Source organism: Streptomyces capillispiralis, assembly GCF_007829875.1.
In the GTDB taxonomy this organism is placed as follows: domain Bacteria; phylum Actinomycetota; class Actinomycetes; order Streptomycetales; family Streptomycetaceae; genus Streptomyces; species Streptomyces capillispiralis.
In genome coordinates, this window is sequence record NZ_VIWV01000001.1 from 6,494,791 (window position 1) to 6,510,297 (window position 15,507).

Genomic DNA, 15,507 nt, shown 5'->3' on the forward strand with positions numbered 1-15,507 from the left:
TTACACCGTGCGGCGCCCTTCCCACGCCGTAGAGTTGCGCGGACGCCATCCACAAGATCGACGATTACGAGGCCCCCACCGTGCGCCGACGCTCACTTCTCATTGCCGTTCCCGCTGGACTGGCCACCCTCGCCGCCTGCGGCGACGACAAGTCCGACTCGGGCAAGGCCAGCGACAGCGCCTCGCCCACGGCGCCGGAGACGGGGGCGGCGCCGCCGCCCAAGATCGTCGACGGCCCGCTGCCGGCGATCACGGAGGGCACGAAGTTCGGCGAGAAGCCGACGGTCGCCAAGGGCAGCGGGGACCCCTCCGACCAGCTCGCCGTCAAGACGGTCATCGCGGGCAGCGGCAAGGCGGTCGCCGAGAACGACTTCGTCGTCGCCCACTACCTCGGCCAGGTGTGGAACACCGCGAAGGTGTTCGACAACTCCTACGACCGCAAGACCCCGCTGGCCATCCAGCTCGCCCAGGGCAGCATCATCGACGGCTGGCGTTACGCGCTGACCGGCAAGAAGACCGGCAGCCGCGTCCAGATGGCCGTCCCGCCCACCTGGGGCTACGGCGAGCAGGGCAACGAGCAGGCGGGCATCAAGGGCACCGACACCCTGGTGTTCGTGGTCGACGTGCAGGACGCGTACAACGCCAAGAGCTCCGCCAAGGGCGGCGAGGTCGCCCAGGACAACACCGACCTGCCCAAGGTCGGCACCAACACCGACGGCAAGGCCCCCTCCATCGAGGTGCCCGACGCGGACGCCCCGAAGAAGCTCGTGTCGAGCTACGTCCTCGAGGGCGACGGCGAGGAGGTCGGCGCCGAGAACAGCGTCCTGGTGCAGTACAAGGGGGTGCTGTGGGACGGCGGCAAGGAGTTCGACTCCACGTACGGCCGGGGCCAGCTCACGTCGTTCTCGCTCCAGCAGGTCGTCAAGGGCTGGGCGCAGGGGCTGACCGGCAAGAAGGTCGGCAGCCGGGTCCTCATCGTGATCCCGCCGGAGCTGGGCTACGGCGACCAGCCGCCGCAGGGCAGCGGCATCAAGAAGGACTCCACGCTGGTCTTCTCGGTCGACATCCTCGCGAAGCTGTGACGCCGTGAGGATGTAAGACTGTGCGTGTTCGCCTTTCCGCAGACAAGCAGGAGCGTTAGACGTGAGCATCGACAAGCCCGAGATCGACTTCCCGGGCGGCGAGCCCCCGGCGGACCTCGAGATCAAGGACATCTGGGAGGGCGACGGCGAGGTCGCGAAGGCGGGCCAGACCGTCACCGTGCACTACGTCGGCGTCGCGTTCAGCACGGGCGAGGAGTTCGACGCCAGCTGGAACCGTGGCACCCCCTTCCGCTTCCCGCTGGGCGGCGGCCGGGTCATCAAGGGCTGGGACCAGGGCGTGCAGGGCATGAAGGTCGGCGGCCGCCGCCAGCTGACCATCCCCGCCCACCTCGCCTACGGCAACCAGAGCCCCACCCCGGCGATCAAGCCCGGTGAGACCCTGATCTTCGTGGTCGACCTGCTCGGCGTCTGATCCGACCGAAGCCGATCATCCGGAGCCCATGCCTGTCCGGGCATGGGCCCTCGGCTTTTACCGCGCCACCCCGGAGCGGTACGGTCATCGCTCGTAAGCACCATAGGGAGGCGAAGCGGGTCGATGGCCATTGCCAAGGCCGAGCGGCTGATGAACCTGGCGCTGTGTCTGCTCGGGACCCGGCGGCCGCTCAGCAAGCGCGAGCTGCGCGAGTCGATCGAGGCCTACCTCGAAGCGGGCTCGGACGACTCCTTCAACCGCATGTTCGAGCGCGACAAGGACGACCTGCGCGAGCTGGGGCTGGTCATCGAGACCGTGGAGAACCTCGACGGCGAGACCGGCTACCTGGCCCGCCGCGACAGCAACCGGCTGCCGCCCATCACCCTCGACGCCGAGGAGGCCGCCGCCCTCGGGCTCGCCGCCAAGGTGTGGCAGCAGGCCCGGCTCGCCGGAGCGGCCAGCGGCGCCCTGCAGAAGCTGCGCGCGGCAGGCCTCCCCGAGGACGTCGACCCCTACGGCGCCCACGGCGCCCTGGAACCGCGCATCCCCGTGCACGAGGCCGCCTTCGAACCGCTGATGCTGGCCTGCCGCGACCGCCGCCCGGTCGTCTTCGACTACCGCAAGGCCAACGCCGCCCAGCCCGGGCAGCGGCACGTCGAGCCGTGGGCACTGGAGTGCTGGCGCGGCCACTGGTACCTGGCCGGCTGGGACCGCGACCGGGGCGCCGAGCGGGTCTTCCGGCTCTCCCGGATCACCGGCAAGGTGCGCTCGCGCAGCGGCCGGTTCACCGTCCCGGTGCCGGACGTCGTCACCGTACGGGAGACGGTGGCGAGCTGGGCCGGGGAGAGCGCCGACCGCTCGGCACGGATCCGGCTGCGTTCCGACGCCGGCTACCCCCTTCGGGCGAAGGCCACCGCGGTCCGGGAACTCGGCGACGGCTGGGACGAGTTGGAGATTCCGTACGGGCACGGGCTGGACGCCTGGCTGGTGGAGTTCGGACCGGACGTGGTGGTCATGGAGCCCGCGGAGCTGCGGGCCGACGTGGTGGACCGGCTGCGCGCCGTGGCCAAGGGCTGAGGGGGAGCGGAGAAGGACGTGGCAGGCAAACCGGTCAGGCCCGTGAACGCCATCGACCAGACCCGGCGGATGCTCTCCCTGGTGACCTATCTGCGGGAGCGCCCCGGCGCCCGGATCGAGGACGTCGCGCGGGCCTTCGGGATCACCGAGGACGAGCTGGTCTCGGACCTCGACGTGCTGCCCATGTGCGGCACCAGCTTCCGCGGCGGCGATCTGCTAGACATCGACACCGACGGCGAGCGCATCTGGTGGCACAACCCTGCCGCCCTCGGCGCCGACGCGGCCGAGCCGCTGCGGCTCGCCGCCGACGAGGCCACCGCCCTGCTGGTGGCCGCCCGCGCCGTGGCCACGCTGCCCGGGCTGCGCGAGAGCGACCGGCAGGCACTGCTGCGGGCCACCGCCAAGGTGGAGACCGCCGCCGGCGAGGCGGCCGGCGCCAGCTCCCGGCTCTCGGTGACCTTCGAGTCGGAGGGCGGTGTCTTCGCCGACGTCGACCGGGCCATCGCCGAGCGCCGCAGACTGTGGATCCGCTACTACTCACCGGCACGCGACGAGGTCACCGAGCGCGAGATCGACCCCATCCGCCTGGTCAGCGTCGGGCACACCTACGTCGAGGCGTGGTGCCGCCGCTCCGAGGCGCGCCGCACCTTCCGTCTCGACCGGGTCGCCGAGATCAGGATCCTCGACGAGCCGTCCGCGCCGCCCGAGGTCGAGCTGCGGGACCTGTCGGAAGGGCTGGTGCAGCCCGCGGCCGAGGACCCGGAGGTCGTCGTCGAGGTCGGACCGGGCGGGCGCTGGGTCGCCGAGTACTACCCGCACGACAGCGCGGAGGAGCTGCCGGACGGCGGGCTGCGCATCACCCTGCGCACCCCCGACCCGGCCTCGCTCCGCCGGCTGGCCCTGCGGCTCGGGCGCGACGGCCGCATCGTCGGGCCGCACGAACTGGCCGACAGCGCCCGGCAGGCCGCCCGCGAGGCGCTGGCGGCGTACGACGGGCTCGAGGCGGCCGGATGAGCGGGCCGCACCCGGTTCCCGGTGCGGCACGGGCAGGACGACAGTCAGGAGCGAGCACTGTGAGCGAGTCGGCGACCCCTGATGTGCGGGGCATGACGGCGGCGTCCGCGTTCGCCGGGATGAGGAGCGTGGCCCCGGTCGTGTTCCGGGCGGGCTGCCCGGACTGCCGGGAGCGCTTCGAGCTCACCGCGAGCGCGCTGCGCCTGGCCATCGGCGCCAGCAGCCGCACCACCTTCTACTCCTTCACCTGCCCCAAGTGCGGTGCCGCCGTGCGCAAGCCGGCGGGGGAGCGGATCGTCGAGCTGCTGACCGGCGGCGGGGTCCGCACGCTGCGCCTGCACTCGACCGTCTAGGCTCGCCCTCATGTTCTGGCCGATGTTCGCGATTGCCCTGGGGTTCCTGGGACTGCTGGTGCTCGGGGTGCTCGCCGTCCGGGTCTTCGTCGAGGCGGAGCGGCTCGGCAGACAAGTGACGGAGTCGGCGCGGCGCATCAGCCGGGCGGCGGAGGACCTGGAGCACGCGGCGGCCGGCGCGGCCCGTTCCGCCGAAGCGCTCTGAGCGGTCCCGGCTCCGGACCGCCCCTCGCTCTGGCCCGCTTCGCCCTGTCACCTTGCGGGCCCCGGCAGGTACGCTGCTGATCGCGGCCCGGAGAACGAGGCCCGGACCGCGGACGGGAGTACGCACGGGGATTGCCGGACGTTTACCCCAGAGCGTTACGATCGCTGCCAGCACCGTCGTTCGGACACATGTCCGACCGGTCGGACAGCCACCCACCCACCCGCCTCGGTGAGAAGGTAAAGACTTATGGGACGGCTCGGACCTACCGAGATCATTCTGATCCTCGTCGTCATCATCCTGCTGTTCGGCGCGAAGAAGCTTCCGGACATGGCGCGGTCGCTCGGCAAGTCCGCGCGCATCCTCAAGAGCGAGGCCAAGGCGATGAAGGACGACAACAAGTCCTCCGCCCCGGCCGACCCGCCGGCCACCGGCGAGCAGCCCCCGGCGCAGCGCACCATCCAGGCGGCCCCCGGCGACGTGACCAGCTCCCGCCCGGTCACGGAGCCCACGGACACGACCAAGCGCTGACGCAGGGCCGGTGAACTCCGGCCCGCCGCACGAGATGGGAACGTGGGTTGCTCAAGTCTGCCCGCAAACAGGAGAGGGATCCCGAGGGGCGGATGCCCCTCGTGGAACACCTGCGTGAGCTGCGCAACCGGCTCGCCAAGGCCGTCGTCGCGATCGTCCTGGTGATGATCGTGGCCGCGTTCTACAGCGAACAGCTCATGCAGTTCCTCGCGGAGCCGGTGCCGAAATGCGAGGATCTGGCGAACAGCGACGGCGGCAACTGCGCCATCGTCTCCTTCAACACCCTGACGTCGCCGTTCACCACGACGATCAAGGTGAGCCTCATGGCCGGCCTGATCGTCTCCAGCCCTGTGTGGCTCTACCAGCTCTGGGCCTTCATCGCCCCCGGACTGCACAAGCACGAGAAGAAGTACACCTACGTCTTCGTCTCGGCCGCGGTCCCCCTGTTCGTCGGCGGCGCCTACCTGTCGTACGTCATCCTCCCCGTCAGCATCAAGGTGCTGCTCAGCCTGACGCCCGGGGGATCGGCCAACATCCTCTCGCTCGACGAGGTCCTCGACTTCACCATCAGGATGGTGCTGGTCTTCGGCCTGGCCTTCGAGCTCCCCCTGCTGCTCATCATGCTGAACATGGTCGGCATCGTCTCCGGCCGCCGCATGATCGGCTGGTGGCGCGGTGTCGTCATGGGCGTCTTCGTCTTCGGCGCGGTCGCCACGCCCACGACCGACCCGGTGGGAATGATCGCCCTTTCCGGACCGATCGTCGTCCTCTACTTCGTCGCGGTGGGGATCTCACTGCTCAACGACAGACGACGGGCCCGCAAGGAGTCCACGGGCCCCGCCGACGACGAGGCCTCCGAGCTGGACCTCACCCCCGAGTCCATCGACCCGGTGGAACCCGTGGCCGCCCTGCCCGAGCAGGCCACCAAGGACCGGGTCAACGGTTATGACGACGTGACCTGAGGATCGGCTCGCAGCTCGTAGGGTCACTGCGTGACCAGCGAGATCACCCTCTTCGTCAATCCCACCGCGGGCCGCGGCCGGGGCGCCCGCGCGGCGCGGCCGGCCGCTTCCGCGTTGCGGGACGCCGGTTTCTCGGTGCGGACCGTCCTCGGCGAGAACGCCGGGGACGCCCTGGCCCGCGCGCGTGCCGCCGTCGAGGACGGCACCGGCGCCCTGATCGCCGTGGGCGGCGACGGCATGGCGAACCTGGCACTGCAGGCCGTGGTCGGCACCGGGACCCCGCTCGGGCTGATCGCCGTCGGCACCGGCAACGACTTCGCCCGCGCGCTGGGGATGCCGCTGCGGGAACCGGCCGCCGCCGGCCGGATGATCGCCGACGCCCTGAAGTGCGGCCGGGTGCGCGACATCGACCTGGGGCGGGCCGGCGACCGCTGGTTCGGCACCGTCCTCGCCTCCGGCTTCGACTCCCGGGTCAACGACCGGGGCAACCGGATGCGGCTGCCCGCGGGGCGCTTCAAGTACGACCTCGCCATGGTCGCCGAACTCGCCGCCTTCCGTCCGGTCCCCTACCGGATCACTATGGACGGGGGCGACGTCCGCGAGGTCGAGGCGACGCTGGTCGCCGTCGGCAACGGGTCGTCGTACGGCGGTGGGATGCGGATCTGTCCCGGCGCCGATCTCACCGACGGGCTGTTCGACGTCACGGTGGTCGGGGACTGCGGCCGGGGCACGCTGCTGAGGGTGTTCCCGACGGTGTACCGGGGCACCCACGTCGACCATCCCAAGGTCACCGTGTTCCGGGCGGCGCGGGTGGAACTGGAGGCCGCCGGGACCACCGGGTACGCGGACGGCGAGCCCCTCGGGCCGCTTCCGCTCGGCGCGCGCTGCGTGCGCGGCGCCGTACGGGTCGTGGGCCCCTGAGCTGGGCGGTTCCCACCGCCCGCCGGAGCCGATCCGGATAATGATCGTCCTGTTGTCGGTGCGGCCCGGTACGCTCGAAAGCACGATGACAGAGGATCTCTCACCGGCCGAGCGGTACGCGGCAGCACGCAGGCGCGCTGCCGAGCAGGCCACCGCGCTCGCCTCCTTCCGCGAGATGTACGACTTCGGCCTCGACCCCTTCCAGATCGAGGCCTGCCAGGCGCTCGAGACGGGGAAGGGCGTGCTGGTCGCGGCGCCCACCGGCTCCGGCAAGACGATCGTGGGCGAGTTCGCCGTCCACCTCGCCCTGGGCCAGGGCAAGAAGTGCTTCTACACGACACCCATCAAGGCGCTGTCGAACCAGAAGTACGCCGACCTGTGCCGCCGCTACGGCACCGACAAGGTGGGCCTGCTCACCGGCGACAACAGCGTCAACTCCGACGCCCCCGTGGTCGTGATGACCACCGAGGTGCTGCGGAACATGCTGTACGCCGGCTCGCAGACCCTGCTCGGGCTCGGCTACGTGGTGATGGACGAGGTGCACTACCTCTCCGACCGCTTCCGCGGCGCGGTCTGGGAGGAAGTGATCATCCACCTCCCCGAGTCGGTGACCCTGGTGTCGCTGTCGGCGACGGTGTCGAACGCCGAGGAGTTCGGTGACTGGCTGGACACCGTCCGCGGCGACACCGAGGTGATCGTCTCCGAGCACCGGCCCGTGCCGCTGTTCCAGCACGTGCTCGCCGGGCGCCGGATCTACGACCTGTTCGAGGAGGGCGAGGGCCAGAAGAAGGCCGTCAACCCCGACCTCACGCGCATGGCCCGCCTGGAGGCGAGCCGTCCGTCGTGGGGCGACCGCCGACGCGGCCGCAACAACATGCGGGAGGCGGACCGGGAGCGGGAGCGCCGGCAGCGCTCCCGCGTGTGGACGCCGAGCCGGCCGGAGGTCATCGAGCGGCTGGACGCCGAGGGCCTGCTGCCCGCCATCACCTTCATCTTCAGCCGCGCCGCCTGCGAGGCCGCCGTCCAGCAGTGCCTGTACGCCGGGCTGCGGCTCAACGACGAGGAGGCGCGGGCCCACGTCCGCTCCCTGGTCGAGGAGCGCACCGCCTCCATCCCGGCCGAGGACCTGCACGTCCTGGGCTACTACGAGTGGCTGGAGGGACTGGAGCGCGGCATCGCGGCCCATCACGCGGGCATGCTGCCGACGTTCAAGGAGGTCGTCGAGGAGTTGTTCGTACGCGGTCTGGTGAAGGCCGTGTTCGCCACCGAGACCCTCGCCCTCGGCATCAACATGCCCGCCCGCTCGGTGGTGCTGGAGAAGCTCGTCAAGTGGAACGGCGAGCAGCACGCAGACATCACCCCCGGCGAGTACACCCAGCTGACCGGCCGGGCCGGCCGGCGCGGCATCGACGTCGAGGGCCACGCGGTGGTGCTCTGGCAGCGCGGCATGAACCCCGAGCACCTGGCGGGACTGGCCGGCACGCGCACGTATCCGCTGCGCTCCAGCTTCAAGCCGTCGTACAACATGGCGGTCAACCTGGTCGAGCAGTTCGGCCGGCACCGCTCGCGCGAGCTGCTGGAGACGTCGTTCGCGCAGTTCCAGGCGGACAAGTCGGTCGTCGGCATCTCGCGGCAGGTGCAGCGCAACGAGGAGGGTCTGGAGGGCTACAAGGCCTCCATGACCTGCCACCTCGGCGACTTCGACGAGTACGCGCGGCTGCGCCGCGAGCTGAAGGACCGGGAGAACGAGCTGGCCCGGCAGGGCGCGTCCCAGCGTCGCGCGGAGGCAGCCGTCGCGCTGGAGAAGCTGAAGCCCGGTGACGTCATCCACGTACCCACCGGCAAGTACGCGGGGCTGGCGCTGGTCCTGGACCCGGGGTTGCCGGCGGGGCGGTCCAACGGCCACCGCGGCTTCGAGCACCACGACGGTCCGCGCCCGCTGGTGCTGACCGCCGAGCGGCAGGTGAAGCGGCTGGCGTCGATGGACTTCCCGGTGCCGGTCGAGGCGCTGGAGCGGATGCGGATCCCGAAGTCCTTCAACCCGCGCTCCCCGCAGTCGCGTCGGGACCTCGCCTCCGCGTTGCGCACCAAGGCCGGGCACATCACCCCGGACCGGCACCGCAAGAAGCGGTCCGAGGCGGCCGACGACCGGGAGATCGCGCGGCTGCGCAAGGCACTCCGGGCGCACCCGTGCCACGGCTGCCAGGACCGCGAGGACCACGCCCGCTGGGCGGAGCGCTACCACCGGCTGCTGCGCGACACCTCGCAGCTGGAGCGGCGCATCGAGGGCCGGACGAACACCATCGCCCGCACCTTCGACCGGATCGTCGCGCTGCTGACCGAGATGGACTATCTGCGCGGCGACGAGGTCACCGAGCACGGCAAGCGCCTGGCGCGGCTGTACGGCGAACTCGACCTGCTGGCCAGCGAATGTCTGCGCGAGCGTGTCTGGGAGGGGCTCGCCCCGGCCGAACTGGCCGCCTGCGTCTCGGCGTTGGTGTACGAGGCCCGGGCCGCCGACGACGCGATGGCGCCCAAGCTGCCCTCGGGCAAGGCCAAGGCGGCGCTCGGCGAGATGGTCCGCATCTGGGGCCGGCTGGACGCCCTGGAGGAGGACTTCCGGATCAGCCAGACCGAGGGCGTGGGCCAGCGCGAGCCCGACCTCGGCTTCGCCTGGGCCGCCTACATGTGGGCCTCCGGCAAGGGCCTGGACGAGGTGCTGCGCGAGGCGGAGATGCCGGCCGGCGACTTCGTGCGCTGGTGCAAGCAGGTCATCGACGTGCTCGGCCAGATCTCGGCCGCGGCGCCCGCCGGTGACGGCTCGACGGTCGCCAAGAACGCCCGCAAGGCCGTGGACGCGCTGCTGAGGGGCGTGGTGGCCTACTCGTCCGTGGGGTGATCCATGCGACGACGTCCGTGGGGTGAGCGACACGACGACGTCCGTGGCGTGAGCCCCCGGCGGCGTCCGCCGCCGAGCCCCGACGCCGAACCGCCGTAAGCCCGGTGCGCCCCCTGCGCGCCGGGCTTCTGCGTTTCCCGCGCCCCCGCCGGCAGCATCACCGGGCGGTTTCCTGGGCAGGATCAGCAGGCGCGGGACGCCCGGGGGGTCTTCGTCACCCCTGACGGTGAAAGGGTCTCGTACGCGCGTTCGCGGTGACGGAGTGTGTTCGAACATATTCACACCGTTTAAATGACCCGAGCGTACTCCTGCCTCAGAGGTCATTTCCGGCACTTGCTGAATATGACATGGCGATGATCCCGTCGGACTAAGCTCGCCCGCAGCGCACCGAGTTGAGATGAATTCGTGCGCCTGTTCCCCTATGCGCAGGTTTCCGACCATCAGTCGATTCGCTTCAGAGGGCCCACATGGCGAGTGTCCACCTTCCTTATGCACGCGTGCTGTTGCTGCCGGCCATAGTGATGGCCGCGGCGACCGGAGCCGCCGTCGCCCTGGTGACGGAGCCCGCCCGGGTCGCCGTCGGTGTGTGCGGCGCGGTCGCGACCCTGCTGGTGACCGCCGCCGCGACGGAGGCGGTGCGCCGCGGCCGCGTCCTGCGGGACGCGCGCGCCGAGTACGAACGTCACCGCGCGTACCTGGAGGCGCGGATCGCCGCCCACGACACGGAGACGCACCACTTCATCCGCCAGGTGGTCCCCACCGCCCTGGACTACCTGCACAGCGGGCACGACGCCGACGAGGTGCTCCGCCACCTGCACCTGCTCAACCCGGCCTGGAGCGATCTGCCGAAGTACCAGCTCCAGATGCTCAAGACGATGCTGACGATCATCGACGAGGAGGAGACCCTGCGCGACTCGGCCCAGCGCTCCTTCGTCAGCATCGCCCGCCGCGTCCAGGCGATCGTCCACCAGCAGGCCAAGGAACTGCGCGAGATGGAGGAGGACCACGGCCGCAACCCCGAGGTCTTCGACGACCTGCTGCGCATCGACCACGGCACCGCGCTGATCGGCCGCCTCGCCGACTCCATCTCCGTCCTCGGCGGCGGCCGGCCCGGACGCCAGTGGCCCAAGCCCGTCGCGCTCTACAGCGTGCTGCGCGGCGCCATGTCGCGCATCCTCGAGTACCGCCGCATCGACCTGAAGTCGATCGCCAAGATCAACATCAAGGGCATCTACGTCGAGCCGGTCATCCACGCCGCCGCCGAACTCCTCGACAACGCCACCCGCTACTCGCCGCCGACCGCCAAGGTGAGCGTCACCGCCACGGAGGTGCAGACCGGCGTCGCCATCGAGATCGAGGACGCCGGTGTCAGCCTCGACGAGCAGGCCCGGGCCCGTATCGAGGGCATCCTGGAGCAGGCCCAGAGGGGCGTCGACCTCCAGGAGATCGGCGCCAACCCGCGCCTCGGCCTCGCCGTCGTCGGCCGGCTCTGCACCGCGTTCAACATGCAGGTCTCGCTGCGCGCCTCCGCGTACGGCGGCGTCCGCGCCGTCCTCATCGTGCCGAGCGAGATGATCACCGACCAGCCCGGCGTCGGCCTCGCCCACGGCATCGGGGCGACGGCCGTGCCCCGTCCGGTCGACGCCCTCCCGGGCCCCGAGCGCGCCCCCAAGAAGCGCCGCCCCACCAGCCCCCGCATCCCCGAGTCGGTCTCCATGGAGGACGACGTCCCCGAGGTCACCGAGTGGACCGCGGGCGGACTGCCGCAGCGCCGCAGCCGGGTCAAGACCCCGCTCGCCCAGCGGTACGCCGAGCAGGCCGCCGCCGAACGGGCCGAGCGGGAGGCCGCGGAGCGCGGCGAGGAGTACCACGACATCTGGGCCAGGCCGGAGCCCGAGAAGAAGCGGGACGACCGTGAACCCGGGCTCTGGGTCGACGCCTTCTGGGAGGGGATGAAGAAGGACCTCGACCCGGGCGTCCACCCCACCGACTTCACCCGGAACCCGACCGCCTACCTGCATCTCATCAACGAACCGGCCCGCACCGAGGCCGATGACGAGGGGGACCTCAAGTGATCCAGCAACGAGCCAACTTCGACTGGATGCTCAAGGAGCTCGCCGACGGCGTACCCGGCGTCGAGATGATCGTGGTGCTCTCCGCCGACGGTCTGCGCATCGCCCGCTACGGCGGTGACCCGGACGCCGCCGACCGGGTCGCCGCGGCCTGCGCGGGCGTCCAGAGCCTCGCCGGGGCCGTCGCCCAGGAACTCCCGCACGGCGACGGCGAGATGAAGCTGGTCCTCATCGAGATCAACGAGGGCTACTTCTACCTGATGGCGGCCGGCGCCAACGCCTATCTCGCGGTGCTCTCCGACATGACCTGCGAACCCGGCCGCATGGGCGGCATGATGCGCGACCTCGTCGTCCGCATCGGCGCCCATCTGACCAGTCCGCCCCGACGGAACGGGCAGACCGTATGACTCCTCCCCAACGCCAGAGGCGCTTCCCCCAGGGCGACCCCGCCCCGCGGCCGGCCGAGCCGGCCAAGAAGGAGGGTGAGGGCGGCAACCCGGAGCGGTTGTACGTCGTCGCCGGTCCGGACGGCGAACGTGCGGACCTCGACCTCGTGACGCTGATCGTGGCGCGCTCCCCGGACCCCCCGCCCTCCGCCACCCCCGAGCAGGCGGCGCTGCTCCGGCTCTGCGTCGCCCCTCTGTCCGTGGCCGAACTGTCGGCCTACCTCAGCCTGCCGTTCAGCGTGGTGACCGTGCTGCTCACCGAGATGCTGACGGCGGAACTGGTGCAGGCGCGCTTCCCGATCGTCCGCAAGGCGCTCCCGGACCGTTCCCTTCTCGAAGCGGTGATGCATGGACTTCAAAGGCTCTGACACCATTCCGGGCCCACGGGCCGAGGACCAGTTGCCGCACACGGCACAGTCCGCGGTGAAGATCGTGATCGTGGGCGGATTCGGGGTCGGCAAGACGACCATGGTCGGCTCGGTCAGCGAGATCAAACCGCTGACCACCGAGGAGACCATGACGCAGGCCGGCATCGGGGTCGACGACAACTTCGGTTCCGCGTCCAAGACGGCCACCACGGTCGCCATGGACTTCGGCCGGATCAAGATCACGGAACAGCTGGTGCTGTACCTGTTCGGCACCCCGGGGCAGGAGCGCTTCTGGTTCCTGTGGAACGGGCTGTTCGAGGGGGCGCTCGGCGCGGTCGTCCTGGTCGACACCCGGCGTCTCGAAGTCAGCTTCGACGTGATGGGGCGGCTGGAGGAACGCGGCGTGCCGTTCGTCGTCGCCGTCAACTCCTTCCCGGACGCCCCGCGCTACCCGATCGCGGACCTGCGCACCGCCCTCGACCTGTCCGAGCAGATCCCCATCATGGAGTGCGACGTGCGGCGCCGGGCCTCCAGCCGTGACGTCCTGATGACCCTGATGCGCTTCCTGCACTCGCTCGCCATGACGGGCTCGCTCACCTGATCCCCGGTATCCGTCCCTTCCCCCGACCCTGCTTCCCCTTCCGGAGCGACCACTGTGACGCCTGAATCCCACTCCCTGACCGGAGACTCCCCGGCCGGAACGGACGGCCCCCGGCCCGGCCCGCCCCCCGGCTGCCCCGCGCACGGCCTGGGCCCCGGAGGGCTGAGCCGGCTGCACGAGTCGGACGACCTGAAGAAGCTGTACGAGCGGCTGCGGGCCGAGCACGGTCCGGTGGCGCCCGCGCTGCTCCACGACGACGTGCCGGTGTGGGTGGTGCTCGGCCACGCCGAGAGCCAGCAGATGCTGCGCACCCCCGGGCAGTACTGCCGCGACACCCGCATCTGGGGTCCGCTCAGGGAAGGCCTGGTCAAGCCCGACTTCCCGCTGATGCCGCACATCGCCTGGCAGCCGATCTGCGCCTTCGCCGAGGGGGACGAGCACAAGCGGTTGCGCGGCGCCCTCGACTCCGCCGTGGCCACCATCGACTTCCGCACACTGCGCCGGCACATCAACCGCAGCGTGCAGCGGGTCGTCAACGCGTTCTGCGAGGACGGCGAGGCCGATCTCGTCAGCCAGTACGCCGAGCACCTGCCGATGGCCGTGATGTGCCAGATCCTCGGCATGCCCGAGGAGTACAACGACCGGATCGTCGAAGCCGCCCGCGACATGATCAAGGGCACCGAGACCGCCATCGCCAGCAACGCCTACATCGTGGAGGTCCTGGACCGCCTCACCGTCCGGAGCCGCGCGGAACCGCAGAACGACTTCGCCGGCCACCTCGTCACCCACCCGGCGGGACTGACCGACGACGAGGTCAGGGAACACCTCCGGCTGGTCCTCATCGCCGCCTACGAGACCACCGCCAACCTCCTGTCCAACGTGCTGCGCCAGGTGCTGATCGACCCGCGCTTCCGCGCCCAGCTCAACGGCGGCCAGATGACCGTGCCGGAGGCGGTGGAGCAACTGCTCTGGGACGAACCGCCGTTCAGCACCATCCTCGGCTACTTCGCCAAGCAGGACACGGAGCTCGGCGGCCAGCGCATCCGCAAGGGGGACGGCCTGCTGTTCGCGCCCGCGCCGGCCAACGTCGACCCCCGCGTACGCCCGGACCCCACCGCCGACATGCAGGGCAACCGCTCGCACCTCGCCTTCGGCGGTGGCCCGCACGAGTGCCCGGGGCAGGACATCGGCCGGGTCATCGCGGAAGTCGGCGTCGACGCGCTGCTCATGCGGCTGCCCGACGTCGAACTGAGCATCCACGAGGACGAGTTGTACTACACCGAGTCCATCGCCTCACGGCACCTCGTGGCCCTGCCCGTCCACTTCACCCCCCGGCCGCAGCAGGACGTGATGCAGCGGCCCACCCACGAGAACGACGCGCCCGTCCAGCAGGACTGGCACATCGGCGCCGCCCGGCCGGGGACCGTGCGGGAGACCGCGCCGGCGGCCGCGCCCGCACCGGTCCTCGAACCCCCCGTGCCGCAGCCGGTTCCGGTGCCGCTGCCCCCGCCGGTCGCGGAACAGGGCCCGCCGCGGAACACGTGGCAGCGCTTCCTGCGCTGGTGGCGCGGCTACTGACCGGCGGCCCAGTCCTCGTACGCGCTCCAGGCCCCGAGCGCCCTGCCGCTGGTGAACCGGTGCGCCACGCCCGTCACCGGGTCGGTGAACGCCAGGATCCGCGCCAGCAGTTGCAGCGGGCGCCGGAAGTCACCGGCCGGGACGGGGGCGGCCACCTCGGGGTACAGCGGATCGCCGAGGATCGGCACGCCGAGGGCGTTCATGTGGACCCGCAGCTGATGGGTCTGGCCGGTCCCGGGCAGCAGCCGGTAGCGGCCGAGGCCGTCCGCCCGGTGCTCGGCCAGTTCGACCCGGGTCAGCGCGTTCGGTTCGCCCTCCACCTCCCGGGCGGTCAGCACCCCGCGCTCCTTCACGATCCGGCTGCGTACGGTCCGGGGCAGCTCCAGCCCCGGATCGTACGGGGCGACGGCCTCGTACTCCTTGTGCACCAGCCGGTCGCGGAACAGCGTCTGGTAGGCGCCCCGCTCCTCGGGCCGCACGGTGAACAGCACCAGGCCCGCGGTCAGCCGGTCGAGGCGGTGGGCGGCCCCCAGCTCCGGGACGCCCAGTTCGCGGCGCAGCCGGGCGAGCGCGGTCTGGGCGACGTGAGCGCCGCGCGGGGTGGTGGCCAGGAAGTGCGGCTTGTCGACGACGACGATGTGCTCGTCCCGGTGGACGATCTCCAGCGGGAAGGGCACCGGCACCTCAGCGGGCGGTTCCCGGTGGAACCACAGGAACAGGCCGGGCGCGTACGGCGTGTCCGCCGGTACGGCGCGTCCGTCCGCGCCGACGATCAGCCCCGCGGCGAACATCCCGTCGACGACACCGTCCCCCGCCGACAGCCGCTGCACCAGATGGTCCCGCACGGTGGCTCCCGGCCCCCCGGCGGGCAGCCGCACCCGCACCGGGTCCACCCCGTCGCGCTGCGGCAGGGGAGCGGGCGGCACCGGGCGTCTGCGTCTCACAGGGTGCAAGGGTACGAGGCGGGC

Annotated in this window: 16 protein-coding genes; 15 read left to right on the forward strand and 1 reads right to left on the reverse strand. The window is 71.4% G+C overall.

Annotated elements, in window-relative coordinates; genetic code table 11:
• The first annotated feature begins 80 nt into the window (after positions 1-80).
• The 15 genes from FHX78_RS28400 to FHX78_RS28470 all read left to right on the forward strand — a co-directional run bounded on the left by FHX78_RS28400 (position 81) and on the right by FHX78_RS28470 (position 14,539).
• A complete protein-coding gene (locus FHX78_RS28400) occupies positions 81-1,082 on the forward strand; it encodes an FKBP-type peptidyl-prolyl cis-trans isomerase (RefSeq protein ID WP_145870248.1) in 1,002 nt (333 codons plus the stop codon).
• Positions 1,083-1,143: 61 nt separating this feature from the next.
• Entirely contained in the window at positions 1,144-1,515 is a 372-nt protein-coding gene (locus FHX78_RS28405; RefSeq protein WP_006132299.1) for an FKBP-type peptidyl-prolyl cis-trans isomerase, read from the forward strand.
• Between the two features lie 123 nt (positions 1,516-1,638).
• On the forward strand, positions 1,639-2,592 hold the full coding sequence (locus tag FHX78_RS28410) for a helix-turn-helix transcriptional regulator (RefSeq protein WP_145870249.1): 954 nt from the start codon (positions 1,639-1,641) through the stop codon (positions 2,590-2,592).
• Between the two features lie 18 nt (positions 2,593-2,610).
• Positions 2,611-3,606 carry a helix-turn-helix transcriptional regulator gene (locus tag FHX78_RS28415; RefSeq protein WP_145870250.1) on the forward strand — a complete coding sequence of 332 codons (996 nt, stop codon included), beginning with the start codon at positions 2,611-2,613 and terminating at the stop codon, positions 3,604-3,606.
• A 92-nt stretch (positions 3,607-3,698) separates the two neighbouring features.
• A complete protein-coding gene (locus FHX78_RS28420) occupies positions 3,699-3,959 on the forward strand; it encodes a hypothetical protein (protein ID WP_145872191.1) in 261 nt (86 codons plus the stop codon).
• Positions 3,960-3,969: 10 nt separating this feature from the next.
• Positions 3,970-4,164 carry a hypothetical protein gene (locus FHX78_RS28425; RefSeq protein WP_145870251.1) on the forward strand — a complete coding sequence of 65 codons (195 nt, stop codon included), beginning with the start codon at positions 3,970-3,972 and terminating at the stop codon, positions 4,162-4,164.
• A 246-nt stretch (positions 4,165-4,410) separates the two neighbouring features.
• Complete coding sequence (gene tatA, locus FHX78_RS28430; protein WP_145870252.1) at positions 4,411-4,692, forward strand: Sec-independent protein translocase subunit TatA; 282 nt, start codon at positions 4,411-4,413, stop codon at positions 4,690-4,692.
• Between the two features lie 92 nt (positions 4,693-4,784).
• Entirely contained in the window at positions 4,785-5,654 is an 870-nt protein-coding gene (tatC, locus tag FHX78_RS28435; protein ID WP_145870253.1) for a twin-arginine translocase subunit TatC, read from the forward strand.
• A gap of 30 nt (positions 5,655-5,684) precedes the next feature.
• A complete protein-coding gene (locus tag FHX78_RS28440) occupies positions 5,685-6,575 on the forward strand; it encodes a diacylglycerol kinase (RefSeq protein WP_145870254.1) in 891 nt (296 codons plus the stop codon).
• Positions 6,576-6,615: 40 nt separating this feature from the next.
• Positions 6,616-9,474 carry a DEAD/DEAH box helicase gene (locus FHX78_RS28445; RefSeq protein WP_145870255.1) on the forward strand — a complete coding sequence of 953 codons (2,859 nt, stop codon included), beginning with the start codon at positions 6,616-6,618 and terminating at the stop codon, positions 9,472-9,474.
• Positions 9,475-9,941: 467 nt separating this feature from the next.
• Complete coding sequence (locus tag FHX78_RS28450; RefSeq protein ID WP_189908605.1) at positions 9,942-11,549, forward strand: ATP-binding protein; 1,608 nt, start codon at positions 9,942-9,944, stop codon at positions 11,547-11,549.
• Positions 11,546-11,953, forward strand: a complete 408-nt coding sequence (locus FHX78_RS28455) for a roadblock/LC7 domain-containing protein (RefSeq protein ID WP_145870257.1) — start codon at positions 11,546-11,548, stop codon at positions 11,951-11,953. The genes FHX78_RS28450 and FHX78_RS28455 overlap by 4 nt, the downstream gene beginning before the upstream one ends.
• Positions 11,950-12,360 (forward strand): DUF742 domain-containing protein, encoded by a 411-nt coding sequence (locus tag FHX78_RS28460; protein WP_145870258.1) that lies wholly within the window; start codon positions 11,950-11,952, stop codon positions 12,358-12,360. Before FHX78_RS28455 ends, FHX78_RS28460 begins: the two co-directional genes overlap by 4 nt.
• Entirely contained in the window at positions 12,341-12,961 is a 621-nt protein-coding gene (locus tag FHX78_RS28465; RefSeq protein ID WP_145870259.1) for a GTP-binding protein, read from the forward strand. Before FHX78_RS28460 ends, FHX78_RS28465 begins: the two co-directional genes overlap by 20 nt.
• Before the next feature lie 54 nt (positions 12,962-13,015).
• A complete protein-coding gene (locus FHX78_RS28470; protein ID WP_145870260.1) occupies positions 13,016-14,539 on the forward strand; it encodes a cytochrome P450 in 1,524 nt (507 codons plus the stop codon).
• Here FHX78_RS28470 and FHX78_RS28475 read toward each other — a convergent pair.
• Positions 14,533-15,483: an RluA family pseudouridine synthase gene (locus tag FHX78_RS28475; RefSeq protein WP_145870261.1), complete on the reverse strand. Its 951-nt coding sequence runs from the start codon at positions 15,481-15,483 to the stop codon at positions 14,533-14,535. The genes FHX78_RS28470 and FHX78_RS28475 overlap by 7 nt on opposite strands.
• Positions 15,484-15,507: the final 24 nt, after the last annotated feature.

Excerpts from the sequence above, each read along its gene's own strand:
- FHX78_RS28425 (WP_145870251.1), top strand. The coding sequence starts at position 3,970 with ATGTTCTGGCCGATGTTCGCGATTGCCCTGGGGTTCCTGGGACTGCTG.
- FHX78_RS28410 (WP_145870249.1), top strand. The coding sequence starts at position 1,639 with ATGGCCATTGCCAAGGCCGAGCGGCTGATGAACCTGGCGCTGTGTCTG.
- FHX78_RS28450 (WP_189908605.1), top strand. The coding sequence starts at position 9,942 with ATGGCGAGTGTCCACCTTCCTTATGCACGCGTGCTGTTGCTGCCGGCC.
- FHX78_RS28465 (WP_145870259.1), top strand. The coding sequence starts at position 12,341 with ATGGACTTCAAAGGCTCTGACACCATTCCGGGCCCACGGGCCGAGGAC.
- tatA (WP_145870252.1), top strand. The coding sequence starts at position 4,411 with ATGGGACGGCTCGGACCTACCGAGATCATTCTGATCCTCGTCGTCATC.
- tatC (WP_145870253.1), top strand. The coding sequence starts at position 4,785 with ATGCCCCTCGTGGAACACCTGCGTGAGCTGCGCAACCGGCTCGCCAAG.
- FHX78_RS28420 (WP_145872191.1), top strand. The coding sequence starts at position 3,699 with ATGACGGCGGCGTCCGCGTTCGCCGGGATGAGGAGCGTGGCCCCGGTC.
- FHX78_RS28445 (WP_145870255.1), top strand. The coding sequence starts at position 6,616 with ATGATCGTCCTGTTGTCGGTGCGGCCCGGTACGCTCGAAAGCACGATG.
- FHX78_RS28460 (WP_145870258.1), top strand. The coding sequence starts at position 11,950 with ATGACTCCTCCCCAACGCCAGAGGCGCTTCCCCCAGGGCGACCCCGCC.